21 protein-coding genes are annotated in these 24,208 nt (G+C 68.7%); 9 read left to right on the forward strand and 12 right to left on the reverse strand.

Translation table 11 applies throughout. The features are described from left to right. The first annotated feature begins 3 nt into the window (after positions 1–3). The gene (locus tag ACGHX3_RS07915) at positions 4–237 is read left to right on the forward strand and encodes a DUF6587 family protein (RefSeq protein ID WP_394697010.1); all 234 of its coding nucleotides are present in this window, start codon (positions 4–6) and stop codon (positions 235–237) included. Positions 238–243: 6 nt separating this feature from the next. Here the strand turns inward: ACGHX3_RS07915 and ACGHX3_RS07920 are convergent, their stop codons facing one another. The 9 genes from ACGHX3_RS07920 to ACGHX3_RS07960 all read right to left on the reverse strand — a co-directional run bounded on the left by ACGHX3_RS07920 (position 244) and on the right by ACGHX3_RS07960 (position 9,192). Continuing rightward, on the reverse strand, positions 244–1,629 hold the full coding sequence (locus ACGHX3_RS07920) for a J domain-containing protein (RefSeq protein WP_394697011.1): 1,386 nt from the start codon (positions 1,627–1,629) through the stop codon (positions 244–246). Next, positions 1,626–3,317 carry an Hsp70 family protein gene (locus ACGHX3_RS07925; RefSeq protein ID WP_394697260.1) on the reverse strand — a complete coding sequence of 564 codons (1,692 nt, stop codon included), beginning with the start codon at positions 3,315–3,317 and terminating at the stop codon, positions 1,626–1,628. The genes ACGHX3_RS07920 and ACGHX3_RS07925 overlap by 4 nt, the downstream gene beginning before the upstream one ends. Before the next feature lie 65 nt (positions 3,318–3,382). Further along, positions 3,383–3,751 (reverse strand): hypothetical protein, encoded by a 369-nt coding sequence (locus ACGHX3_RS07930; protein WP_394697012.1) that lies wholly within the window; start codon positions 3,749–3,751, stop codon positions 3,383–3,385. After that, a complete protein-coding gene (locus ACGHX3_RS07935) occupies positions 3,748–4,287 on the reverse strand; it encodes a polymer-forming cytoskeletal protein (RefSeq protein WP_394697013.1) in 540 nt (179 codons plus the stop codon). Before ACGHX3_RS07935 ends, ACGHX3_RS07930 begins: the two co-directional genes overlap by 4 nt. A gap of 168 nt (positions 4,288–4,455) precedes the next feature. Next, a complete protein-coding gene (locus ACGHX3_RS07940; RefSeq protein WP_394697014.1) occupies positions 4,456–5,205 on the reverse strand; it encodes an SDR family oxidoreductase in 750 nt (249 codons plus the stop codon). A 3-nt stretch (positions 5,206–5,208) separates the two neighbouring features. Further along, positions 5,209–6,816: a carboxyl transferase domain-containing protein gene (locus tag ACGHX3_RS07945; protein ID WP_394697015.1), complete on the reverse strand. Its 1,608-nt coding sequence runs from the start codon at positions 6,814–6,816 to the stop codon at positions 5,209–5,211. A 174-nt stretch (positions 6,817–6,990) separates the two neighbouring features. Then, positions 6,991–7,335, reverse strand: coding sequence for a hypothetical protein (locus tag ACGHX3_RS07950; protein WP_162338255.1), 345 nt, complete (start codon positions 7,333–7,335; stop codon positions 6,991–6,993). Between the two features lie 165 nt (positions 7,336–7,500). After that, positions 7,501–7,845 (reverse strand): hypothetical protein, encoded by a 345-nt coding sequence (locus ACGHX3_RS07955; protein ID WP_162338256.1) that lies wholly within the window; start codon positions 7,843–7,845, stop codon positions 7,501–7,503. A 171-nt stretch (positions 7,846–8,016) separates the two neighbouring features. Further along, positions 8,017–9,192, reverse strand: coding sequence for a thiolase family protein (locus ACGHX3_RS07960; protein ID WP_394697016.1), 1,176 nt, complete (start codon positions 9,190–9,192; stop codon positions 8,017–8,019). 127 nt (positions 9,193–9,319) lie between these two features. Here ACGHX3_RS07960 and ACGHX3_RS07965 point away from each other — a divergent pair, with 127 nt between their 5' ends. Together ACGHX3_RS07965 and ACGHX3_RS07970 are read left to right on the forward strand one after the other, a co-directional pair. Continuing rightward, positions 9,320–10,093 (forward strand): DUF2189 domain-containing protein, encoded by a 774-nt coding sequence (locus ACGHX3_RS07965; RefSeq protein ID WP_394697017.1) that lies wholly within the window; start codon positions 9,320–9,322, stop codon positions 10,091–10,093. Between the two features lie 63 nt (positions 10,094–10,156). Continuing rightward, entirely contained in the window at positions 10,157–13,045 is a 2,889-nt protein-coding gene (locus ACGHX3_RS07970; protein WP_394697018.1) for a S8 family serine peptidase, read from the forward strand. Between the two features lie 97 nt (positions 13,046–13,142). On the opposite strand, the gene ACGHX3_RS07975 is transcribed toward ACGHX3_RS07970, so the two are convergent. Beyond that, entirely contained in the window at positions 13,143–14,315 is a 1,173-nt protein-coding gene (locus ACGHX3_RS07975) for an isovaleryl-CoA dehydrogenase (protein WP_394697019.1), read from the reverse strand. Positions 14,316–14,368: 53 nt separating this feature from the next. After that, complete coding sequence (locus tag ACGHX3_RS07980) at positions 14,369–15,469, reverse strand: Glu/Leu/Phe/Val dehydrogenase dimerization domain-containing protein (protein ID WP_162338261.1); 1,101 nt, start codon at positions 15,467–15,469, stop codon at positions 14,369–14,371. A gap of 222 nt (positions 15,470–15,691) precedes the next feature. Between ACGHX3_RS07980 and ACGHX3_RS07985 the strand changes: the two genes are divergently transcribed. Together ACGHX3_RS07985 and ACGHX3_RS07990 are read left to right on the forward strand one after the other, a co-directional pair. After that, complete coding sequence (locus ACGHX3_RS07985; protein WP_394697020.1) at positions 15,692–16,312, forward strand: TetR/AcrR family transcriptional regulator; 621 nt, start codon at positions 15,692–15,694, stop codon at positions 16,310–16,312. Positions 16,313–16,381: 69 nt separating this feature from the next. Continuing rightward, positions 16,382–17,260, forward strand: coding sequence for an alpha/beta hydrolase (locus ACGHX3_RS07990; protein ID WP_394697021.1), 879 nt, complete (start codon positions 16,382–16,384; stop codon positions 17,258–17,260). A gap of 7 nt (positions 17,261–17,267) precedes the next feature. Here the strand turns inward: ACGHX3_RS07990 and ACGHX3_RS07995 are convergent, their stop codons facing one another. Then, on the reverse strand, positions 17,268–18,485 hold the full coding sequence (locus tag ACGHX3_RS07995) for a 2OG-Fe(II) oxygenase (protein WP_394697022.1): 1,218 nt from the start codon (positions 18,483–18,485) through the stop codon (positions 17,268–17,270). Between the two features lie 186 nt (positions 18,486–18,671). Here ACGHX3_RS07995 and ACGHX3_RS08000 point away from each other — a divergent pair, with 186 nt between their 5' ends. The 4 genes from ACGHX3_RS08000 to ACGHX3_RS08015 all read left to right on the forward strand — a co-directional run bounded on the left by ACGHX3_RS08000 (position 18,672) and on the right by ACGHX3_RS08015 (position 23,737). After that, on the forward strand, positions 18,672–22,334 hold the full coding sequence (locus tag ACGHX3_RS08000; protein ID WP_394697023.1) for a methylmalonyl-CoA mutase family protein: 3,663 nt from the start codon (positions 18,672–18,674) through the stop codon (positions 22,332–22,334). A 305-nt stretch (positions 22,335–22,639) separates the two neighbouring features. Continuing rightward, the gene (locus ACGHX3_RS08005; protein WP_213601157.1) at positions 22,640–22,942 is read left to right on the forward strand and encodes a type II toxin-antitoxin system HigB family toxin; all 303 of its coding nucleotides are present in this window, start codon (positions 22,640–22,642) and stop codon (positions 22,940–22,942) included. Then, a complete protein-coding gene (locus ACGHX3_RS08010; RefSeq protein ID WP_213601156.1) occupies positions 22,939–23,298 on the forward strand; it encodes a type II toxin-antitoxin system HigA family antitoxin in 360 nt (119 codons plus the stop codon). The genes ACGHX3_RS08005 and ACGHX3_RS08010 overlap by 4 nt, the downstream gene beginning before the upstream one ends. After that, the gene (locus ACGHX3_RS08015; RefSeq protein WP_394697024.1) at positions 23,291–23,737 is read left to right on the forward strand and encodes a TonB C-terminal domain-containing protein; all 447 of its coding nucleotides are present in this window, start codon (positions 23,291–23,293) and stop codon (positions 23,735–23,737) included. The genes ACGHX3_RS08010 and ACGHX3_RS08015 overlap by 8 nt, the downstream gene beginning before the upstream one ends. Positions 23,738–24,208 lie beyond the last annotated feature (471 nt).

A 24,208-nucleotide genomic window follows, 5' to 3' on the forward strand; every position in this document is an offset into this window, starting at 1 on the left:
GCCGTGGACGCTTCGCTCGCCCTGCAGTACGCCATCATCGCGGTTGCGGTGGTGGCCAGTGCGTGGGTGGTGCTGAAGAAGCAGTTTCCCGGTCCGCTGCGCAAGGCGCGGGTGGCGCTGGCGTTGCCGATGTTGCGCGAGGATCGCGCGGCGTGGATCCGCGGACTCGGGCGCTGGATCGCGCCGCCGGGCCTCACGACCGGCAAGACCTGCGGCGGGTGCGACGGCTGCGGCTGACGAGCTTCAGGCGAGCCGCAGTACCAGGCCCAGTACCACCATCGACACGAAGACGACGAAGGACGTGACCGTCGTCCAGCGGTTCCCCGCGGCACTCGCCAGGCTGATCCGGTGGCGCCGCGCGTAGGCCCAGTCGCAGACGCTCACGCCGATGGCCGCGCCTGCCAGCGCTGCGAGCCATGGCGAAAGCCAATCGGCGGCGGGTAGTGCACGCACCAGCCAGCTGACGCCGATGCCGAAGCGCAGGGCGTCGAAGACCTGCCGGAAGTGCAGCAGTGCCGCCGGCAGCACCAGCACGAAACCCAGTGCCGGTATGTCCGGCAGCAGGAACGCCACCATCAGCCCGGCGGCAGCGAGCCAGACCGGCATCAGGGCGATCCAGGGCGCGTGCATCGTGGCCGGGCGTTCGCGCAGCGCCCACAGCGCACGCATCGCGTGCCACATGCACAGCATGCCGGCGACCGCGGCGAAGGTCATGCCCGTCACGCGGGCCGCGCGGTCGGGTTCGACATTGGTCAGCTGGCACAGGCCGGCGATCAGCAGCGTGGCCGCGCCGGCGGAGAGCAGGACGGTCGCCCACCGCCAGGCACCCGCGTAGAAGGGATCCGCCAGACGGCTGAAGAAGGCCTGTTGTCGCGCATCCAGTCCCGGCACCTCGTCGCCGTAGTCCGCGGCCAGTCGCTGGGACAGGCGCGCGGCGCGGATCGAGAAGCCCGGCATGCAGGCCAGCAGCAGCGCCAGCGGCCAGCGGAACGTGCGCTTCAGTTGCCGGATGGTCAGTGGCCGGTCTTCGTCGAACACCTGCGTGTCCTCGTTTTCCACCGCCAGTACGACCTGCCTGCGCCTCTCCACCCAGTCCGGCGGTGTGAAGCCGAAGAACTCGCCCAGCACCGCGAGGTTGCCCGGCGACACCGGTGCATCTTCGTAAGCGATCCGTTCGAACACCTCTGCGCCGACGCGCCGCTTGACCTCCAGCGAGTACAGGTCCGGATGCTGCGCGAGATGCTGCCGCAGCAGACTCGGCAACTCGTGCGTGGCGCGCGCCAGCAGGTCGTCACGCAGGGGGTCTTCGTCGACGGGCGGCGCGACTGGCTCGGAATTTCCTGCGGTGCCAGGAGAACGCATGGCGTGCGTCGCCGGCGCATCGGCCTGGCGTGTCTCGAGGATCGGCATCGGCGACGCCATCCCGGGCAGGTCGTCCCCAACAGCGTGCGGGAGCGCGGTGTCGCGCGGGTACGAAAGCGCCGCCTGGTACGCCTCGTTGAGCCGCTGGAAGCCTTCGGGATCATCGTCGGGCCGGTGGAGCTTCAGCAGCCGTGCGTACGCACGCTTGATGGTGCGCTCGTCCGCTTCCTCGCCGACCCCGAGCAGGTCGTACGGCCATCCACTCACGCCTGCGCCTCGATGTGCTCCAGCATCCTTGCAAAGTCCGCGCGGTGTTCGCGGATCTGTATCGGGTCCTGGCCGTCCAGGATGGTGCGGAAGCGGACCAGCGCGTCCTGCAGGTCGTGGCGCGCCCACAGCAGTTCCTCGTACAGCCGCTCCGCGCGCGCGATCAGCGCCAGGTTCTCCTGCTGGTCGCGCGGATGCACTTTCAGTTCCGACAGCTTGGCCAGGCGCTCCCGGATCTCGCCTGCGGACAGCACGCCGGGGTTCTGTTCCAGCACCACCTCGTGCGTTTCGCCCGTCGCCAGCACCGTGGCTTCCACCTGCAGCAGGCCATTGATGTCGTAGGTGAAGCGGATGTCGACCGGATTGTCATGGGCGGCACGCGCGGGCACCTTCACGGCGATGGTGCCGAGCTTGACGTTGTTCTCCACGCGCGGGCTTTCGCCCTGGTAGATGTTGAACTCCACCTGCGTCTGCAGGTCGCGCATCGGCTGGTAGCGCTCGACGCGGCTGACCGGCACGGTCGCGTTGCGGTGGATGATCGGGGAGAACAGGCCGGTGGTGACCTGGCCGTGCCCATCATCGCGACCGGTGTCGACGCCCAGCGAGTGGGGGCAGACATCGGTCAGGATGATTTCCTCGAGTTTCTCGTCGCGCGCCTTCATGCCGGCGGCCACCGCCGCTCCCAGTGCGATGGCTTCGTCGGGGTTGATGTGGCGCAGCGGCAGCCGGCCGAACATGCGCGAGACCAGCCGGGCGGTCAGCGGCATGCGCGAGGCGCCGCCGACCAGCACGATATCGTCCAGTTGCCCGGGTTCCAGCCGTGCGTCGCGCATGGCGCGCTCCAGCGGCGCGCGCATGCGCTGCACCAGCGGCTCGCACAGGCGCGCGAAGCCGGCCTCGTCGATCTGCCACTGGCGCGCTTCCCCTCCCAGCATGAAGTCCACGGTCAGCGCCTGGCCGGCGGTACTGGAGAGTTCGCGCTTGGCCAGTTCCAGGCGCCGGCGCAGGTGGGCGTCCTCGGCTGCGGTGAGCTTCTGCGGATCGAAGCCGGTGTCGCGCAGGCAGGCCTCGCGCAGGACGGACAGGAAGTCCTCGCCGCCCAGGAAGTTGTCGCCCGCGCTGGCGTGGACCTCCATCACCCCGTCGAACATCTCCAGGATGGAAACGTCGAAGGTACCGCCCCCCAGGTCGAACACCAGGAAGCGGCCGCCGTCGCGTTGCTGCAGCCCATAGGCCATGGCGGCGGCGGTGGGTTCGTTGATCAGGCGCTCGACCTTGATGCCGGCCAGTTCGCCCGCGATCCGCGTCGCCTTGCGCTGCGCGTCGCCGAAGTACGCCGGCACGCTGATGACGGCCTCGGTGACCGGTGCGCCCAGGTGGCTGGCGGCGTCGGCCAGCAGCGAGCGCAGCACCATCGCCGACAGTTCCTCGGGTCGCAGCGCATGTTTTCCCAGCCGGGTGACACGGTTGGTGCCCATCCAGCGCTTGAAACTGGCGACACTGCGCTGCGGGTGGGTGATGAGCCGGTCGACGGCGGGCCGGCCGACGATGAGCGCTTCATCCGCGTCCACGCTGACGACGGATGGCGTGAGCAACTCGCCTAGTGCATTGGGAATCAGCACCGGACCGTCCGGTCCGTAATAACCCACGAGCGAGTGCGTGGTCCCCAGGTCGATACCGACGATCATCCAGTCCCCGCTGGCGTCCATGTCGGCGTCGAGTGTAGCCGGGCGCTCCGCCGGCGGGGAGGGCGTCAATGCCGCGTGCGTCGCCCGGCCGATTTGCCCGTCGCGGGGTTGAGTTCCACTGACAGCACGAAGCTGCGCTGCTCGTGCGGCTGCATGGCGCCAACGCCGACGACCTGGCGGGTCACTTCGTCGCCGCGCTCGTTGCGGATCGACAGCACCACGCTGTACTCCCACGCTGCGCCCTCGGCCGGCGGTTGCAGCGTGCCCTCGATCCGCAGGGGCGTGAGGGCCGGCGCGGCGTTGACCCCTGCGCCGGGTTCGAAGCGCAGGTGATGGCGGCAGCCCGGGCAGACCGCCGCGCTTTCCAGGATGGTCGCCTTGCAGTGCGGGCAGGTGCGGGTGGCGCCGGCACTGCCCGGGCGGGGTTGGCTCATGCGGTGGCGCCGGGCTCCGTGCCGTTCGACTTGCCGCCCTTGGCGGGTGTGTCGCCCCAGCCGAACTCGGCATTGCCGCGCATGCGCGAACCGGCCGCCACGGTGAGCGCGCCGGCCTTCACGTCGCCGACCAGCACGCCGGACGACAGCAGTTCCACGCGGGATGCGGACTCGATGTTGCCCTCCAGCTCGCCGGCGATGGTCACCTTCTTCGCGCGCACGCCGCCATTGAGCTTGGCGCCGGTCTCGATGGTCAGGTCGCCCTGCACGTTGACATCGCCCTTGAACCGGCCGGCGATGCGGATATGGCCGGTGCCTTCGATCTTGCCCTCGATGGTGAGGTCGGCGGCGATCAGCGATTCCTTGAGCGCTTCCTGGGGCGCGGACCGTTCCGCCGGGCGTGTGCCCGGCGGCGCGGTGACGGCGGGCGAGAAATCCGCCGCTGCCGGTGCGTCACGCAATGCGGACGGCGTCGGCTCGGGCGTCAGGGGAGCGCCGTCCTTCTTCGCGGGCGCTTGGTCTTTCCAGATGGACATGCAGGGGATGCTCCGGAGTGGCAGGGCATTCGACTATCGCCAATCCTCGCCCCCTCACACTGTGATCACGCCTGCCAAACGGGGACGCCGCCACGCATCGTCTTGCACCGGTTCACCTTGCAGCCGGAGTTGTCGACGCGCCGCTCACATGCCTGAAGAGGGTGTGCTTCAGCGGCCGCCGGCGACATCGACGAAGGTGCCCGTCGTGTAAGACGCCTGCGGCGACAGCAGCCACAGGATGGCCTGAGCCACCTCGTCCGGCTGGCCGCCACGCCGCATCGGCACGAATGTCTTCACCCGGTCCACCCGGCCCGGTTCGCCGCCGTCCGCATGCATGCCGGTGTAGATGAAGCCGGGCCGCACCGCGTTGACGCGGATGCCCTCCTGCGCGACTTCCTTCGCCAGGCCGACCGTCAGCGTATCCATCGCACCCTTGGATGCGGCGTAGTCGACATATTCACCGGGCGAGCCCGTCTTTGCCGCGACCGACGACACGTTGACGATCGCGCCCCCGTGACCGCCATGGCGTGTGGACATGCGCCGCACCGCCTCGCGGCAGCAGAGCAGGGTGCCGGTGACGTTGGTGGCGAGGATGCGGCCGATGCGGGCGGCGTCCATCGTGTCCACGCGCATCTGCGTTTCGAGGATGCCGGCGTTGTTGACCAGGGCGGTCGCCGGCCCCAGCGCTTCGTCCATCCGCTGGAACATCGCCACCACGTCCGCTTCGTCCGATACATCCGCCTGCAGCGCGACGGCACGGCCGCCAGCCGCCACGATCTGCGCCACGACAGAGGTCGCCGCGGCCTCATCGCGCCGGTAGTTCACGCCGACCGCATACCCTTGCCCGGCCGCGAGCAGCGCGGTCGCCGCACCGATGCCGCGGCTTCCGCCGGTGATGAGGACGACCTGCGGCGCCACCGGCTACATCCGGAACACGCCGAATTTCGCCGGCTCGATCGGCGCATTGAGCGAGGCGGACAGGCCGAGACCAAGCACGCGTCGGGTATCGGCCGGATCGATGATGCCGTCGTCCCACAGGCGTGCCGTCGCATACCACGGGCTGCCCTGCGATTCGTACTGGTCGCGGATGGGGGCCTTGAACGCATCCTCTTCGTCCGCGCTCCACGCCTTGCCGGCGGCCTCGATGCCGTCGCGCTTCACCGTCGCCAGTACGCTGGCGGCCTGTTCGCCGCCCATCACGCTGATGCGCGCGTTCGGCCACATCCAAAGGAAACGCGCGCCATACGCACGGCCGCACATGGCGTAGTTGCCGGCCCCGAAACTGCCGCCGATCACCACCGTGAACTTCGGCACGGACGAACACGCGACGGCCGTGACCATCTTCGCGCCATCTTTCGCGATGCCGGCGTTCTCGTACTTGCGGCCGACCATGAAGCCGGTGATGTTCTGCAGGAACACCAGCGGGATGCCGCGCTGGTTGCACAGCTCGATGAAGTGCGCGCCCTTCAGCGCGCTTTCGCCGAACAGGATGCCGTTGTTGGCGACGATGCCGACCGGATACCCGTGCAGGTGTGCGAAGCCGGTGACCAGCGTCTTGCCGTAGCGCGCCTTGAATTCGTCCAGTTCGCTGCCGTCCGTGACGCGCGCGATGACCTCGCGGATGTCGAACGGGCGGCGCGTGTCCTTCGGCACGATGCCGTAGAGCTCCTCCGCGGGGTAGAGCGGCTCGCGCGTGTCGCGCGCGGCTACCGGCAGCATCTTGCGACGGTTGAGGTGGCCGACGATGCCGCGCGCGATCTCCAGCGCATGACGATCGTCCTCGGCGAAATGATCTGCCACACCGGAGACGCTGGTGTGCACGTCGGCGCCGCCCAGTGCTTCGGCATCCACCACTTCACCCGTGGCGGCCTTCACCAGCGGCGGACCACCGAGGAAGATCGTGCCCTGTTCCTTGACGATGACGCTCTCGTCGCACATCGCCGGCACGTAGGCGCCACCGGCGGTGCAGCTGCCCATCACCACGGCGATCTGCGGGATGTTCTCCGCGCTGAGCCGCGCCTGGTTATAGAAGATGCGGCCGAAGTGCTCCTTGTCCGGAAACACCTCGTCCTGCAGCGGCAGGAACGCGCCGCCGGAGTCGACCAGGTAGACGCAGGGCAGGCGGTTTTCGCGCGCGATCTCCTGCGCGCGCAGGTGCTTCTTCACCGTCATCGGGAAGTAGGTGCCGCCCTTGACCGTCGCATCGTTGGCCACGATGACGACTTCGTTGCCCATCACCCGGCCGATGCCGCAGACCATGCCGGCCGCGGGAGCGGCGCCGCCGTACATGTCTTCGGCGGCGAGCGGTGCGATCTCCAGGAACGGCGAGCCGGGGTCGAGCAGGGCGGTGATGCGGTCGCGCGCGAGCAGCTTGCCGCGCTCGGTGTGCTTGTTGCGGGCCTTCTCGCCGCCGCCGTCGGCCGCGCGCGCGAGCCGGCGGTCCAGTTCCTGCACGAGCACGCGATGGTAGGCCGCGTTGGCGGTGAAGTCGGGCGAGCGCGGATCGAGTTGCGAAGTGATGGCGGGCATGCGGCACGGAACAGCGGGAAAGGCGGCATCAGACCACGAAGCCGCCCCGTGCGCCAAACCGCACTGCAAAAAACCATCGGCAGCGCGTGCCTGCATCGCGCGCGATCGGCGGGTCACGAAAACGACAAGGCCCGCTTGCGCGGGCCTTGTCCGATTCGCGATGAGGCGAGTCGATTACTTCTTGGCTTCTTCAGCCTTGGCTTCGGCCTTGTCGGCCACTTCGGCGGCCTTGTCGGCGGTCGCCTGCGCAGCGTCGGCGGTGGCCGAGGCAGCAGCAGCGGCAGCGTCGGTAGCGGCGGCTTCGGTGGTGGCGGCAGCGTCGGACGCGGCAGCGGCGGTGGCGTCGGCAGCGGCTTCGACGGCGTCGCCAGCGGCGGTCGCGGCGTCACCGGCGGCGGCGGCGGCCTGGTCGGCGGCAGCGGCGGCGTCGGCAGCGGCCTGGTCGGCGTTGTCGCTCTTCGTGCAGGCGCTCAGGGCCAGGACGGCGGCGGCCAGCAGGACGGTGGTCTTGATCTTCATGCGGATCCCCAAATCGGTGTGTGGAAGAAAGTGGCAGCGGGCGGCGATGTCCGTTCGTCCTCGAGCCGAGGCGCGAACCGGGACGCCATGCCCGGATACAGAAAAAGCCGCCAGCGAACTGGCGGCTCTTTCAGTCTAACGCTAAATCAGGCAACTACCAGCAGATTACTGCTTGGTGGCTTCCTTGGCAGCGTCGGTCGCGGCTTCGGCGGTGTCGGCAGCCTGGGCAGCGGCGTCGGCAGCAGCGTCGGCGGCTTCCGTCGTGGTGGCGGCAGCAGCGTCGGTCGCGGCGGTGGCGGCGGCGTCGGCGGCGGTGGCAGCGGCGTCGGCCGACTGCTGGGCGGCGTCGGCGGTCACTTCGCCAGCGGCGGCGGCGGCGTCAGCGGCAGCCTGGGCTTCGGTCGCGGTCGCAGCGGCGTCAGCAGCGGCGTCGGCAGCCTGTTCCTGGTTCGAGCACGCAGCCAGGGCGAAACCCAGAGCCAGCGCGATCAGAGCCTTGTTCATGGTCATCGTTGCATTTCCTCGTCGTTAGTTAGGCAACGCGCAATTGCGCGCCTGCAACATGATGACAAGCCCGTTACCCGTGTCAAGCGGTTGGCCGGTTATCTTTGTCAATCCGTTGTTAATTCCTATGGGCGGCGCGAAACCTTCTCCGTGCCGCCCCCGAACTGCGCGAACCGGTCAGACGATTTCGACCGCGATCGCAGTGGCTTCGCCGCCACCGATGCACAGGGTGGCGACGCCGCGCTTGGCGCCCCGCACGCGCAAGGCGTTGATCAGGGTGACCACCAGGCGTGCACCGGACGCACCGATCGGATGGCCCAGCGCGCAGGCACCGCCGTTGACGTTGACCTTGGCGTGCGGGATGCCGAGTTCTTTGATCGGCGCCATCGCCACGACCGCGAACGCCTCGTTGACTTCGAACAGGTCCACCTGGTCCACCGTCCAGCCGACCTGCTTGAGCAGCTTGTCGATGGCCGCGACCGGCGCGGTGGTGAACCATTCCGGTGCCTGCGAATAGGTGGCGTGGCCGACGATCTTCGCCAGCGGCTGCAGGCCGCGCTTGGCCGCTTCGTCCGCGCTCAGCAGCACCGTGGCGGCGGCGCCGTCGGAGATGCTGGACGAGCTGGCGGCGGTGACGCTGCCGTCCTTCTTGAAGGCGGGCTTCAGCGTCGGGATCTTGGCGATGTCGGACTTGCCGGGCTGTTCGTCGGTGGCGACCTCGACCTCGCCCTTGCGGGTGGCGACCTTCACCGGAACGATCTCGTCATTGAACGCGCCCGCAGCCTGCGCGGCCTGCGCACGGGTGACGGATTCGATCGCGTAGGCATCCTGCTCCTCGCGGGTGAAGCCGAACTTGGCCACGGTGGCCTCGGCGAACACGCCCATCGGCTGGCCGTCGTAGGGGCTGGTCAGGCCGTCCCACGCCATGTGGTCGACCGCCTGGAAGTTGCCGTAGCGGTTGCCGGTGCGCGAGTTGGGGATCATGTGCGGGGCGTTGCTCATGGACTCCATGCCGCCCGCGACGACGATGCTGGCCGAGCCGGCCTTGATCAGGTCGTGGCCCAGCATGATCGCCTTCATGCCGGAACCGCACACCTTGTTGATGGTGGTGGCACCGGCCGCGTCCGGGATGCCGGCGGCGCGCGACGCTTGGCGGGCGGGCGCCTGGCCCAGGTTGGCCGGCAGCACGCAGCCCATGATGACCTCGGACACGTCGGCGGCGGGAATGCCGGACTGCTCCAGCGCAGCGGCAATGGCGGCAGCGCCCAGCGTCGGGGTGGGGACGCCGGTGAACTGGCCAAGGAACGAGCCGATGGCGGTGCGCTTGGCGGCGGCGATGACGATGTCGGACATGGGGGCTTCCCGCGTGGAGTGAGATCCCGATTATCCCGCTCCGGCCCGACGACGGGCAAATCGGCCGTTGGTACAGGGCCGGACGTCCTCCTGCACCGGGAGTATGCTGGCCGCCAGGGGAGGGAGCATGACGGAAGGACCATCGACAGAACCGGCTGCACGGCCCTTCGTCGTGCCGTGCGCGGACCTCGACGCCGGCGCGCCGTGGCGCTGGTTGCGCGCCGGTTGGCGCGATGTGCGGCGCGCACCCGGGCTGACCCTGTTGTTCGGCGTGGTGATCGTGCTGGTCAGCCTGGGCATCTCCTGGCTGGCCTACCTGCTGGGGCGGTTCGCGTTGCTGGCGACGCTGCTGTCGGGGTTCGTCTTCGTGGCGCCGCTGCTCTGCGTGGGCCTGTACTGCGTCAGCCGGGCGCTGGAACGGGGGCGCACGCCGCGGCTGCGGGACTCGTTCGTGCTGGCGAAGCGCGTGCTGGGCCAGGCGGGGGTGTATGCACTGGGGCAGGGCGTGATCATCCTGCTCTGGTCACGCGCCGGCATGATGGTCAGCGCGTTCTTTCCGTTCGACGGCAGCGACCCGGCGGCCTTCTGGGAGTTCCTGGCGCTGGGCTCGGCGGTAGGCGCGGTGTTCGCGGCGCTGACCTTCGCCGTCACCGCCTTCTCGCTGCCGATGATCGCCGACCGCGACGTGGACATGGTCACGGCTGCCGTCTCGAGCGTGCATGCCGTGATGCGCAACAAGCGCGTGATGGTCCTCTGGGGCTTGGTGCTGGTGACGCTGACGGCGATCGGATTCGCCACCGCGCTGCTGGGCCTGGGCCTCCTCATGCCCTGGCTGGCGTACGCCAGCTGGCACGGCTACCGGGAGACGCTGGACGCGTCCGCCTGGGCTGCAATGGAGTAGGCCACGGGGTAAAGTCGGTCCGGGCGGTGCAGGGGTGCTCCGCCACCATCAGGGAGAACGGGGATGAAGGGATCGCACGACGGCATGGCCGCCCGCGCACGCGCGGCAGGCTTGGGGATGCTCGCACTGGTACTGGCCGCGTGCGGGGGCGGTGGCGGAGGCTCGGCGGTACGGCCGGATCCGCCGCCACCGACGGGCGTGGGGTTTACGCCGAACGTGGTCATCGATGCGTCGTTGACCCAGGTGAATCCGCCCTCGGTGCCGACGCAGGCGCCCCCCGCGAGCCTGCCCGAGTACAGCCAGCACCTGCAGCTGATCGGAGCGGCCCGTTCGCTGGGTGCGGGGTTGACCGGGCAGGGCGTGACCATCGGTTTCGTCGACACCGGCGTGAACCGCAACCACCCCGCGTTGAGCGGGCGGGTCAACGCCAACTTCGTCAACGTCAATCCCGCGACCAACAACACCAGCGTCGACGACGTGGTGGGCCATGGCACCGTGGTCGCGCAGATCGCTGCGGGGCGCGGCATCGGCAACTGGGGCGGCGGTGTGGCGCCCGGCGCGACCATCGTCTCCTCGCGCATCATCAACGACACCCGCCCCGACGACGACGGCACCGGCGAGGGCAACGAGATCCGTGCCGGCCAGGGTTACGGCGATTTCTTCCGCAGCATCAACAGTCAGTTGGCCGGTGCGGGCGCGCGGATCATCAACAACTCGTGGGGCGGGCTGTACTGGAACGACGCGGCGCTGACGACCGAGCTGGCATCGGCCTATCGCGACTTCGTCATCGGCCGCGGCGGTCTGATCGTGTTCGCCAACGGCAATGCCGGCGACATCCCCGCGCTGCGCGCCAACCCGTCCGACAACGCCGCGCTGCCCAGCCTGTCTGCGGCGGCGGCCGACCTGGAACGGGGTTGGCTGACGGTAGCGGCACTGGATCCGGACAATCCCACCCGCCTGACCGACTACTCGCAGGCCTGCGGCATCGCGATGAACTACTGCCTGGCCGCGCCGGGCAACGTCGTCTTCATCGATCCCGCCGCACGCACGGGCGATACCAGCTACAGCCTCTATTTGGGGGGCGGTACTTCCTATGCGGCGCCGCAGGTGTCGGGCGCGGCGGCCGTGGTGTGGTCGGCATTCCCGTACTTCAACAACGATCTGGTGAGACAGACGCTGCTGGGCACCGCACGCGACATCGGCGCGACCGGCGTGGACGCCGAGTTCGGCTGGGGCGTGCTGGATGTGGGCCGCGCCGCGAACGGCCCCGCGCAATTCGCGTGGGGCGACGTCACCGTCTCGTTCACCGGCACGTCCGTCTGGCGCAACCCCATTTCGGGTCCCGGCGGGCTGATCAAGCAGGGGGCCGGCACGCTGATCCTGGCCGACCGTGCGTTCTACACCGGCGACACCCGGGTGGAAGCAGGCAGCCTGTACCTGGTCAACGGCAACGGCTTCTCCAATATCCATGTCAGCCAGGGCGCCACGGTCTGGTCGGGCGGCTATGCCTCGTCGGTCAACAACAACGGCACCTATCTGGTCGCGGCCAACAACACAGTCGGCGCCTACCGCTTCGCGCAGGGCCCGACCGGCAACCTCGGCGTGTGGCTGGGGAATCCGTTCATTGCCTCGATCGAGGCGCGCCTCGATGGCCAGATCAGCGTGCTGGGCGTGAAAAGCGGCTACATCACGTCGGCCCGTGAGGTACTGCTGAATTCGTCGCAGATCATCGGCCGCTTCAGCAGCCTGAAGGCGGCACCCAGCGTGTTCCTGGAGGCGGCACTCGCCTACGACACGAACAACGTCTACCTGGACATCAAGCGCATCGACGTGTCGCGTGCGATCGCGGGTATGTCGCTGCCCAAGTCCGCGCAGGCGGCTGCCGTGAGAATGGAGGCGGCCATGTCGGCCGTCGACGGGCAGTTGGCGGGGCAGGCCGTTACGGGCATCGGACAGGGCTTCATCGATGGCGCAGGGGATTTCCAGCGCGCAGGGAGCGTCACGGAAGCCGACGCCTCGCTGCGCAGCCTGTCCGGCGACCTGCATGCGGTCGCGGACGCGATGACCTACGACGTGATCGGCGCCGGTCGCCGTGCGTTGGGCGCGCGGGCGGAAGCGCGCGCATCGGGTCTAGCTCCCGGCCAGGACTGGTACGAGTCGCTGGGTGCACCGGGGCAGGGGGCGCTCGGCGTGGCGCGTTACCAGGCCGATGGCTGGCTGCTGGGCAGTGACGGGCAACTGGGTCGGCGGGGTTTCGCCGGCATGGCGTTCGGCGAGGCCCGTGCCAGCGGTGGTGCGCAGACGGGCCGGGACCGCGGCCGCGACCGCCAGACACAGGCGCTCGCCTATGCCGGCACCGACTGGAACGGCACGCATGTGGTCGGCCTGCTCGGTGCGGGACGGTTCGACCGTCAGATCGATCGCGGCCTGCTGGTCGGCGGAAAGATGCAGGGCGTGGCGACTGGGTATGCCGGTCGCTATTTCACCGCGAGCGTGGAGACCGGTCACCGTATCGGGGGCCCACATGCGTGGGTGTCGCCGTATGCCGGCATGGAGTTCACCCGTCTGCAACGCGATGGCTTCATCGAGCTGGGCGCGGAGGGCTTCGGCCTGACGACGCGCGACAGCCGCACCGATCGACTGCAGGCGCTGGCCGGCGCGCGTGCTTACCGTGGCTGGGAAAATTCGACGCTGGGCACGGTCTCGCTGCAGGCGTACGCCGAGTGGCAGCGCACGCTGGACGGACGCGGCCTCGACGTGGACGCCAGCTTCGTCGGCGTCGACAGTTGGGCGCCGCTGGCGCTGGCGGAACGCACCAGCACGCACCTGGGTGTCGCGCTGGAAGTGTCGCCCTGGCGGGAGGCGATGCTGTCCTTCGGTTACGACCTGCGCAACGGCAGCGACGAGCGCAGCGACAGGCAGTGGTCGTCGCGCTTGCGCATAGGGTTCTGAGGGCGGAGCGGATGCCACCGTAGGGCGGGCTCACGCCCGCCATCCTGATGGATGGATGTACGAGGTGGTGGGCCGAGGCCCACCGACGCCGCACGGATCAACCCCGCCCGTCGAACAGCTCCCGGCCGATCAGCATCCGGCGGATCTCGTTGGTCCCGGCACCGATGGCGTAGAGCTTGGCATCGCGCAGCAGGCGGCCGGCGGGGTATTCGTTGATGTAGCCGTTGCCGCCCAGCGACTGGATCGCCTCCAGCGTGACCTGCACCGCGGCTTCCGATGCGTGCAGCAGGCAGCCGGCGGCGGCGGCGCGCGAGCCCTGGCCTTCGTCGAAGCCGCGCGCCACCTGGTAGGCGAAGGCGCGGCTGGACTGCAGCGCGGTGTACATGTCGGCCAGCTTGCCCTGCATCAGGCCGAACGTGCCGATGGCCGCGTCGAACTGCTTGCGCTCGCGCACGTAGGGCAGGGTGATGTCGAGCGCCGCCTGCATCAGGCCGATCGGGCCGCCGCTCAGCACCAGCCGCTCGGTGTTCAGGCCGCTCATCAGCACGCGCACGCCCTGGTTCACGTCGCCCAGCACGTTCTCGGCGGGGATCTCGCAGTTCTCGAACACCAGTTCGCAGGTGTTGCTGCCGCGCATGCCCAGCTTGTCCAGCTTCTGCGCGGTGGAGAAGCCCTTCATGCCGCGCTCGACGATGAAGGCGGTCATGCACTTGCTGCCCGCGTCCTTGCCGGCGGTGCGCATGTAGACCAGCAGTACGTCGGCTTCCGGCCCGTTGGTGATCCACATCTTGTTGCCGTTGGCGATCCATACGCCGTCGCGCAACTCGGCGCGGCAGCTCATCGAGCCGACCACGTCGGAGCCGGCGCCCGGTTCGCTCATCGCCAGCGCGCCCTTCCACTCGCCGCTGCACAGCTTGGGCAGATACTTCGCGCGCTGCGCGGCGTTGCCGTTGAGATAGAGATTGGACACGCACAGGTTGGAGTGCGCGCCGTAGCTCAGGCCGACCGAACCGGACGCGCGCGAGATCTCTTCCATCGCGACCAGGTGGGCCAGGTAGCCCATGCCGCTGCCACCGAACTCGGGGTCGACGGTGATGCCGAGCAGCCCCAGCTCACCCAGCTTGGCCCACAGGTCCTGCGGGAACGCGTTGTCGTGGTCGATCTGCGCCGCCCGCGGCGCGATCTCGGTCTGCGCGAACCGCTGCACGGCCTCGCGCAGCGCATCCAATTCTTCGCCCAGCGGAAACCCGCTGACGGTATCCGGTCGCATTCGGTCCTCCCTCCTATTGCGGCCCAACTTCCAGGTTGATGAAACGTCCTGCGTCAGTGTTCGCCGCGCAGGTGCCCCATGAAGCGCGGGGCGGTGCGGCCCAGGGGCAGCTTCAGCTTGCCGATCGCGGCCATGCGCGCCTCGGCGATGCGGTCGGCGGCGTACTGCGGCGCGATGTTGTCCTTCTCCGCCAGGTCGAAGATCTTGCCGACGGTGTGGTAGATGGTCCGCATCATGCGCATGGCGCGTTCGCGGTTGTAGCCGTCGATCTCCAGCGACACGTTCATCACGCCGCCCGCGTTCACCGCGTAGTCCGGCGCGTACAGGATGCCGCGCTTGGCCGCTTCCACGCCGGTGACGTGCGACATCTGGTTGTTGGCGGTGCCGCAGATGACCTTGGCCTTCAGTCGGGGCAGGGTCTGTTCGTTGATCGCGTACTCCAGCGCGCACGGGCTGAACACGTCGACCGGCAGGTCGTAGATCTCGTCCGGCTTGACCGCCTCGGCGCCGTATTCCTCCACCGCGTGCTCGACCAGCGCCGGGTTTAGGTCGGTGACGAACAGCTTGGCGCCGCGTTCCTTCAGCAGCTTCACGTACTCCATGCCGATGTGGCCCAGGCCCTGCACGGCGATGCTGTACTTGCCGATCTCCTCGTTGCCGAACTTGCGGTTCAGCGTGGCCATCAGGCCCTGCAGCGCGCCGTAGGCGGTGAACGGGGCCGGATCGCCGGAACCGCCATGCACCTGGTGCACGCCGACCACATATTCGGTCTCGCGGTAGACGTTTTCCATGTCGTTGACGTCGGTGCCGACGTCCTCGGCGGTGATGTAGCGGCCGCCCAGCGAGTCGACGTAACGGCCGAAGCTGCGGAACAGCACCTCGGTCTTGTCGGCGCTGCTGTCGCCGATGATCACCGCCTTGCCGCCGCCGACGTTCAGGCCGGCCAGCGCGTTCTTGTAGGTCATCGTGCGGCTCAGGCGCAGCGCGTCGGTCAGCGCCAGCGCGCTGTCGGCGTAGGGGCGCATGCGCACGCCGCCCAGCGCGGGGCCCAGCACGGTGCTGTGGATGGCGATGATGGCCTTCAGCCCGGCGTCCGGGTTGTGGCAGAAGACGACCTGTTCGTGGCCGGAGGTGTCGAGGGTTTCGAAGATCATGGGTGGGCTCCGGTGCGCGGGTGGGGACCGGCGCGGGCTTGCCTGTTCGTGGGCTAACGGGTGGTCAGAAAAGAAAAAAGCGACGTTTCCGGATCAGCCCGTGCTCGTCGCAGGGCGCCAGTCTAATCCAAGTCGCCGGATGGCGAGATGACACCCCGCACCCTCGCCGGATGACCAGCGGCCTATTGCTGCAATAGAACGACCGTGCTATTTCTCTGGCCCATGACCCCGCAAGCCGCCACCCACAAGGGCAACGCCACCCGCGAGATGATCGTCGCGCGGGCCTACGACATCGCCGCCAGGCACGGCCTGGAAGGCCTGTCGATCGGCGAGCTGGCCACCGCGGCCGGCATGTCCAAGAGCGGCGTGTTCGCCCATTTCGGCTCGCGCGAGGACCTGCAGCTGACCGTGCTGGAGTGGACCGCCGAGCGTTACGCGCGTGCGGTGATCGTCCCGGCGGTCGGGCTGCCGCGCGGCCTGCCGCGCCTGCGCGCGATCATGGAGAACTGGTTCCGCTGGGTCTGCGACAACCCCGACGGCTGCCTGATCCTCGCCGCCGCCCACGAATACGACGCCCGCCCGGGCCTGCTGCATGACCGCATCGTCGACTGGCTGCGCCAACTGCGCGTGCAGCTGATGAAGGCGATCGGAATGTGCGTGGAGACCGGCGAACTGTCGCGCGATACCGATCCGGTCCTGCTGGCGTTCGAACTGTTTGCCATCGCCCAGGGCCTGCACGACGCCCGCCTCTACGACGCCGACCAGGCGCCGCTGCTCGCCCGCCGTTCGCTGGACCGCCTGTTGGCGTCCTACGGCGCCCCCGCTGTTTCCACCCCCGCCTGATTCCCCCGAGGTCTCCCCATGGCCGCTGTCTCTGTGTCCCGGAATAGCACGACCGTTCGCAAATCATGGATGCTGTCGCTGCTCAACGCCCGCTTCGCCGTCGGCAGCTGGCTCGCGCCGCGCAGCACGCTGGCAAGCGCCTTCCACCTGTTCTGCACGCCGATGCCCGGCGCCCGCACCCGGGCCCGGCAGGCCGAGACCGGCAGTGCCCGTATCGGCGAAATCGCCTTCGGCCGCGAACGCATCGCTACCTATACGTGGGGCGACCCGCAGCGCCAGCCCACCGTGTTGCTGGTGCATGGCTGGTCGAGCTTCGGCCTGCGCTTCCTGCCATGGGTGGAACCGCTGCGTCGCGCCGGCTACGCGGTGGTGACGTTCGACCAGCCCGCGCACGGCCGCAGCAGCGGGCGCCGCGCGACCCTGCCGATGTTCGCCGAGGCCGCCCGTCGCGTCGCCGACAGTCTCGGTCCGTTGGCGGCCATCGTCGGCCACTCGCTGGGTGGCGCCGCTGCAGCGATTGCGATGGGGAACGGACTGCAGGCCGAGCGCGTGATCCTGCTCGCGCCCGCCGCCGATCCCTTCGACGCCGCGCGTCGTTTCGGCGGCATGGTCGGGCTGGCGCAGTTCCTCAGCCGGCGCCTGTTTGACGAATACCAGGAACTCACCGCGCACGACATCCGCGACCTGCATGCGCAGGCCACCGCGCCGCGGATCGCGCGGCCGGGGTTGATCGTGCACGACCTGGAAGACACCGATGTGCCGTGGTGCGAAGGCGAGCGTTACGCGCGCTACTGGCCGCAGGCCACGCTGCTCAGCACCACCGGCCTGGGCCATCACCGCGTGACCATCGCGCCGGAAACGCTGGATGCCTCGCTGCGTTTCCTGCGTGGCGAAGCCGTCGGCCAGCGCGTCGTCTCCACGCGCGAGCTGCCGTTCGGGCTCTGCTGACCGGGCGCTACAACGCGCGGTAGGGGCGCTGGCGGATCCACAGCGTCGCCAGCCACTTCTCGCCGGCGTCGACCGGCAGGCCGGCGTGCAGGCTGTCCGGATCGGGGCGACCGTCGGCGTGCAGGTTGTCGAAGACCACGGCCCTGCCTGCTTTTGGCGCAATCTCCAGTTCTGCGTGCGGGAACGCCGTGGCGCCGCCCGCCGCCACGTGGTTGAGATACACGCAGATCGTGCGCAGCCGGTTGCCGGCGTCGGGCCGATCCGTTTCCGGCGAACCCGGCGGCAGGTAGTCGCGATGCGGGCGGTACTGCTCGCCCGGCAGGTAGCGCAGCACGGTCAGGCGTTCGGCATGCGCCAGCGGCACGCCGGCAGCGGCGGCCATCCGCGCCTGCACCAGGCGGATCGCCACGTCCTCCAACATCGGATCATGGGTGGCGTCGCTGCTGGTACGCAGTGCCACCTCGCGCGGCGCGCCGGTGCGCGGATCGACCGCGCGCGAGCGCTTCAGTCGCGGGAGGCTGTGCGCGATCAACAGACGGCACTCGTCCGCCGACAGCAGGCCGTCGATCGTCCACACGCGCGGTGCATCGGCGCGCTGGCTGACCGCAGGCACCGACAGCACGTCGGCAAGCTCCAGCACCGCCGGCGCGCCTGGCCATGCGAGGCCGGCATCACCCGGCACCTCCGGCAGGCGCGGGTGGCCCGCCGCCGCCAGTTGCGCGTGCAGCTGCGCCGCGGCCGCCGGATCGGCGGCAGTACCTTCGCCGCGCGCCAGCCGTTCCGCCAACAGTGCGGCGGCGACGGCGTGGCCAGCCTGCGCGGCCTGGTCGAGCAGGGCGATGCTGCGCTGCTGGTCTTCCGGCGCGGCCTTGTGGCCGAAGTACACCGCCAGCGCGAGCATGGCCGACGGATGCCCGCCGTTGGCCGCAGCCAACAGGCGCGCCTGCAGGGTGCCGTCGAAGGGCAGGGCGGTACCGCCCGCGCCCAGCCATGCCAGGTGATAGGCCGCCGCCGGATGACCCCGCTGTTCCGCAGCCGCCAGCCAGGTGAGCGCGCGCCCGATGTCCTGCGGGGCGCCGACGCCATGCATTGCCATGCGCGCCGTCTCGATCATGGCCGCCGGATGGTCGGCATCTGCGGCCTGCACGTAGCACGCGAACGCCTGCTCGTGCTCGCCCTTCTGTACGTGCGTGCGCGCCTGCGCGAAGAGCGCATCGCCTGCCATGGAAGAGGTTTCGGTCTGTGCCGCATCGGTCCGCATGCGCGGATGGTAGCGGAAGCCTGGTGATCCACCGCACCACCGCACGCCACCGTAGGGTGTGCGTGCCGTGTCCACTGGTGTGCAATTGGTGAGGTGTCCACGCGCAAGCGGCTACAATCCCGCGTCTGTCCGCACTGCCAGTGAGTCCGCGTGAGCACACCCGCCAGCCAGTTTCCCGCCGCACAGGCCGACGCCACGCCGTTGCGCTTCGTCACCGCCGCCAGCCTGTTCGACGGGCACGACGCGGCCATCAACATCATGCGCCGCCTGATCCAAGGCGAAGGCGCGGAAGTCATCCACCTGGGCCACAACCGCAGCGTCGAGGACGTCGTCCGCGCCGCGCTGCAGGAAGACGCTGACGGCATCGCGCTGTCCAGCTACCAGGGCGGCCATGTCGAGTACTTCAAGTACATGGTCGACATGCTGAAGGAGCGCGGCGCCGGCCATGTGCGCGTGTTCGGCGGCGGTGGCGGCACCATCACCCCGGAAGAGATCGCCGAGCTGCAGGCCTATGGCGTGGAGCGCATCTACCACCCGAACGACGGCATGAAGATGGGCCTGGTGGAGATGATCCAGGACGTGGTGGCGCGTGCGCAGCACGCGCGGGAATCGGGAATGGGGAACGGGGAATCGCCGCATGCCGCCAGGCCCGATCTCCATGACGAGTCCGCCATCGGCCGCATGATGTCCGCCATCGAGGATGGCGTTTTCAATGAGCAGGAACTGGCCAGGTTGCGCAAGCAATGGGCCGCCGCCGGCTCCGATTCTCCATTCCCCACTCCCCATTCCCGCGCGGGTGGAACGCCCGTCATCGGCATCACCGGTACCGGGGGCGCCGGCAAGTCGTCGGTCACCGACGAGTTGATGAACCGCTTCCTGTCCTGCTTCCCGCAGATGCACATCGCGGTGATCTCGGTCGATCCGACCCGCCGTCGCACCGGTGGCGCGCTGCTCGGCGACCGCATCCGCATGAACGCGCTGCGCAGCGAGCGCATCTACATGCGCTCGATGGCCACGCGCCGCCAGCACGTGGCGACCAATGCGGTGCTGAAGGACTGCATCGCCTTCCTGAAGTCGCTCGGCTTCGACCTGGTGATCGTCGAGACGGCCGGCATCGGCCAGAGCGATTCGGAGATCGTCGACCTGGTCGACTTCCCCATGTACGTGATGACCAGCGACTACGGCGCGGCCAGCCAGCTGGAGAAGATCGACATGATCGACTTCGCCGAGCTGATCGTGCTGAACAAGTACGACAAGCGCGGCGCCGAAGACGCCCTGCGCGACGTGCGCAAGCAGTGGAAGCGCAACCGCGTGGCGTTCCAGACGCCGGACGCCGAGGTGCCGGTGTATCCCACCATCGCCAGCCAGTTCAACGACCCCGGCGTCAGCTGGATGTTCGCCAACCTGTGCCGCCTGCTGCGCGAGAAGCTGCAGCTGCCGGCGGAGAAGTGGACGCCTGCCATCGACACCGAGCTGAAGGAGCCGCGCGCCACCGTGCTGATCCCCGGCAGCCGCGTCCGCTACCTGGCCGAGATCGCCGAACAGGGCCGCGGCATCAACCGCCGCATCGAGACCGAAGCCGAGACCGCCAGCCGCGCGCAGCATTACTGGAACGCGCTGAAGGATCTTGAGGATCCGGCGTTGCCGAAGGCGTTGGAGCTGTATGCGTCAGACGCGCTCCTTCCCCTGCTTGCGGGGGAAGGTGCCCGAAGGGCGGATGGGGGCGAGCGCGGTGACGCAGGCCCCCATCCCAGCCTTCCCCCGCAGGCGGGGGAAGGGGCGGTGCACGTGGACCGCTCCCTGCTCACCCTCCGCCAGCGCTACAACGACGCCCTCCAGTCGCTGTCGTCCGAGGCGCTGAAGCTGCTGCGCGAGTGGCCGGCGCGGCACAAGGCCGTCACCGATCCGGTCAACGAATACCAGGTGCGCGGCAAGACCATCCGCATCGACAACTACACCACCTCGCTCAGCCACCAGCAGATCCCTAAGATCGCGCCGCCGCCGTACCAGGGCTGGGGCGAGCTGCTGACGTTCCTGCAGAAGGAAAACCTGCCGGGCAGCTATCCCTACACCGGCGGCGTGTATCCGTACCGCCGCACCGGCGAGGACCCCATCCGCATGTTCGCGGGCGAGGGCACGCCGGAGCGCACCAACCGCCGCTTCCATTACCTCAGTGTCGGCCAGCCGGCCGCGCGCCTGTCCACCGCCTTCGACAGCGTCACCCTGTACGGCGAAGACCCGGCGCCGCGCCCGGACATCTACGGCAAGATCGGCAACTCCGGCGTCAACATCCCCACGCTGGACGACATGAAGAAGCTGTACTCCGGCTTCGACCTGTGCGCGCCCACCACCAGCGTGTCGATGACCATCAACGGCCCCGCGCCGATCATCCTGGCGATGTTCATGAACACCGCCATCGACCAGCAGGTGGAGAAGTACCTGAAGGCCGACGACGCGCGCTGGGCCGGGGCGCAGAAGAAGATCGACGCGTTTTTCGAAGGCCGCACGCGCCCGCAGTACCACGGCGAGCTGCCGCCGACCAACAACGGGCTGGGCCTGGGCCTGCTCGGCATCACCGGCGACCAGCTGGTCGATGAAGCCACCTACGCGCGCATCAAGACCGAGACGCTGGCCACCGTGCGCGGCACGGTGCAGGCCGACATCCTGAAGGAAGACCAGGCGCAGAACACCTGCATCTTCAGCACCGAGTTCGCCCTGCGCATGATGGGCGATATCCAGCAGTACTTCGTCGACCACGCGGTGCGCAATTTCTACTCGGTGTCGATCTCGGGTTACCACATCGCCGAGGCCGGGGCGAACCCGATCAGCCAGCTCGCCTTCACGCTGTCGAACGGCTTCACCATCGTCGAGTACTACCTGGCCCGCGGCATGAAGATCGACGACTTCGCGCCCAACCTGTCGTTCTTCTTCAGCAACGGCATGGACCCGGAATACACCGTCATCGGCCGCGTCGCCCGCCGCATCTGGGCACGCGCGATGCGCGAGCGCTACGGCGCCAACGAGCGCAGCCAGATGATGAAGTACCACATCCAGACCTCGGGCCGGTCGCTGCACGCGCAGGAGATCCAGTTCAACGACATCCGCACCACGCTGCAGGCGCTGTACGCGTTGTTCGACAACTGCAACAGCCTGCACACCAATGCCTATGACGAGGCGATCACCACGCCGACGGAAGAGAGCGTGCGTCGCGCGGTCGCCATCCAGATGATCATCAACAAGGAGCTGGGGCTGAACTTCAACGAGAACCCGTGGCAGGGCAGCTTCGTGGTCGACCAGCTCACCGACATCGTGGAAGAGGCGGTCTACAAGGAGTTCGAGGCGATCAGCGAGCGCGGCGGCGTGCTTGGCGCGATGGACACCATGTACCAGCGCGGCAAGATCCAGGAAGAGTCGCTGTACTACGAGCACAAGAAGCACGACGGCAGCCTGCCGCTGGTGGGCGTGAATACCTTCCTGCCGCGCGAGCACGGCGGCGAGATCGCCACCGAGATCGAACTGATCCGCTCGACCGAGGAAGAGAAGGGCCAGCAGATCGCCAACGTGCGCGCCTGGCAGGCCTCGCGCAATGCGCTGGCGCCGGAAGGCGAGACCGACCACAGCCATGCGTCGGCCATGGAAGAGCACGCCGAGCCGGAAGTCCACGACGGCCACGGCCTGGCCTACCTGCAGCGCACGGCCCGCGAACGCCGCAACGTGTTCGCCGCGCTGGTCGAGGCAGTGAAGACGCACAGCCTGGGGCAGATCAGCCACGCGCTGTACGACGTGGGTGGCGAGTACCGACGGAACATGTAAACCGCTGAGATCGCGTACGAGGAAAGCCCGCCGCAAGGCGGGTTTTTTGTTTCCGCCGCTCGCTGGTCGCCACGTAGGGCGGGCTCAAGCCCGCCGTCCGGGTGTGCGATTGCGGGCTTGAGCCCGCCATACGGCAATCCATGCCCTTCACCTCCGTGTAGGCGCGGACGCAGGCGCCTTCAGCGCATCGACGAGGGAGCGGATGCTGAATATGGGGGAGGGCGAACGGAGCGCGGATGTGTAGGCACCAGCCGTGGGTCACGATACGGCTTGCTATAGTCCCAATATGGGACTAATATGGCGGCATGAAGGTCATCGCCGTCAGCACCTTGAGGGAGTTCTGGGCGCGTCACGCCGATGCCGAACAGCCTCTCAAGGCGTGGTACGACGAAGCCAGGCATGCCGTCTGGAACACGCCGCAGGACATCCGGCAGCGGTATGCAAGCGCCAGTTTCGTGGGTCGTAACCGCGTGGTGTTCAACATCAAGGGCAACGACTATCGCCTCATCGTCGCGGTCGCCTATCGGTTCCAGGCGGTCTACATCAAGTTCATCGGCACGCATACCGAGTACGACCGGATCGATGCCGCCACCGTGGAGGCTCCATGAACATCCATCCCATCCGCACCGAGAAGGACTACCAGACCGCGCTACGTGACCTGTCGGCGTATTTCGACGACGAGCCGACGCCGGGGACGGAGGAGGGGGACCGGTTCGAGATCCTGGTGACGCTGGTGGAGGCTTACGAAGCCAAGCGCTTCCCCATCGAGGCTCCCGACCCGATCGAGGCGATCCGATTCCGCATGGAGCAGGGTGGTCTGACCGTCAAGGATCTGGTGCCGTCCATCGGTCAGCCCAACCGGGTCTATGAGGTGCTGAACCGCAAGCGTGGCCTGACCCTGGAGATGATCCGGAACCTGCACCGCGATCTCGGCATTCCGGCAGAGAGCCTGATCGGTGTCTGACGTCTCCCGGCGCGGTGCGGCTCCGTTCCGCATTCCACGGTTTCGCGTACTGAAAGGCTACGCGAACCTGCAGGCGACAGGGCGACGTTCCGCCATGGTGATCGCGTTGTTGCTGGCAGGGGTCGTGTCTTCCTCCGCCCAGCCCGTGTCCGAAGACGCCGACATGCACCGCGCCTATTCGCAGGCGGTGCGGGAGGCCATCCGCACGCACTGGACACCGCCGGACGCCGGCGTCGCCGGCGCGTGCCCGGTGCTGGTGCGGCAGTTGCCGGGCGGCGACGTGCTGCACGTGGAAGCGCATCCCGGCTGTGCCTTCGATGAGGCGGCTCGGCGATCGGTGGAAGACGCGGTGTGGGCGGCCAGTCCGTTGCCGTACCATGGCTACGAGCGCGTCTTCGCACGCGAGATGCGGGTCACCGTGCACGCCGACGGCGAGTGAGTGGGGCTGTGGTGTTCCCTCCTCTGCGACGCTAGGAGAAGGAATGCGATGGCGGGCTTGAGCCCGCCCTACGGCAATCCGCGCCCTCCACCGTCATCCCCGCGAAGGCGGGGATCCAGCGCCTTCAACGCCTCGAGGCAACGTCACTGGGCCCCCGCCTGCGCGGGGGTGACGAGTCATGCAAGGGGCGTGGGCGTTTCCCTCTCCCTGCAAAGCGGGAAGAGGGTGCCAACGGCGGGTGAGGGGCGAACGGAGTGACGGAGATGTCGGCGCCCGGTTCGTTACCGCGCCCGGCCCCTCATCCGTTGCTTTACGTAGGGCGGGCTCAAGCCCGCCGTCTGGGTGCGCGATGGCGGGCTTGAGCCCGCCCTACGGCAATCCGCCTCCTCCACCGTCATCCCCGCGCAGGCGGGGATCCAGCGCCTCAACGCAACGAAGCAACGTCACTGGGCCCCCGCCTGCGCGGGGGTG

The organism is Pseudoxanthomonas japonensis (assembly GCF_043632995.1).
Lineage (GTDB): Bacteria > Pseudomonadota > Gammaproteobacteria > Xanthomonadales > Xanthomonadaceae > Pseudoxanthomonas_A > Pseudoxanthomonas_A japonensis.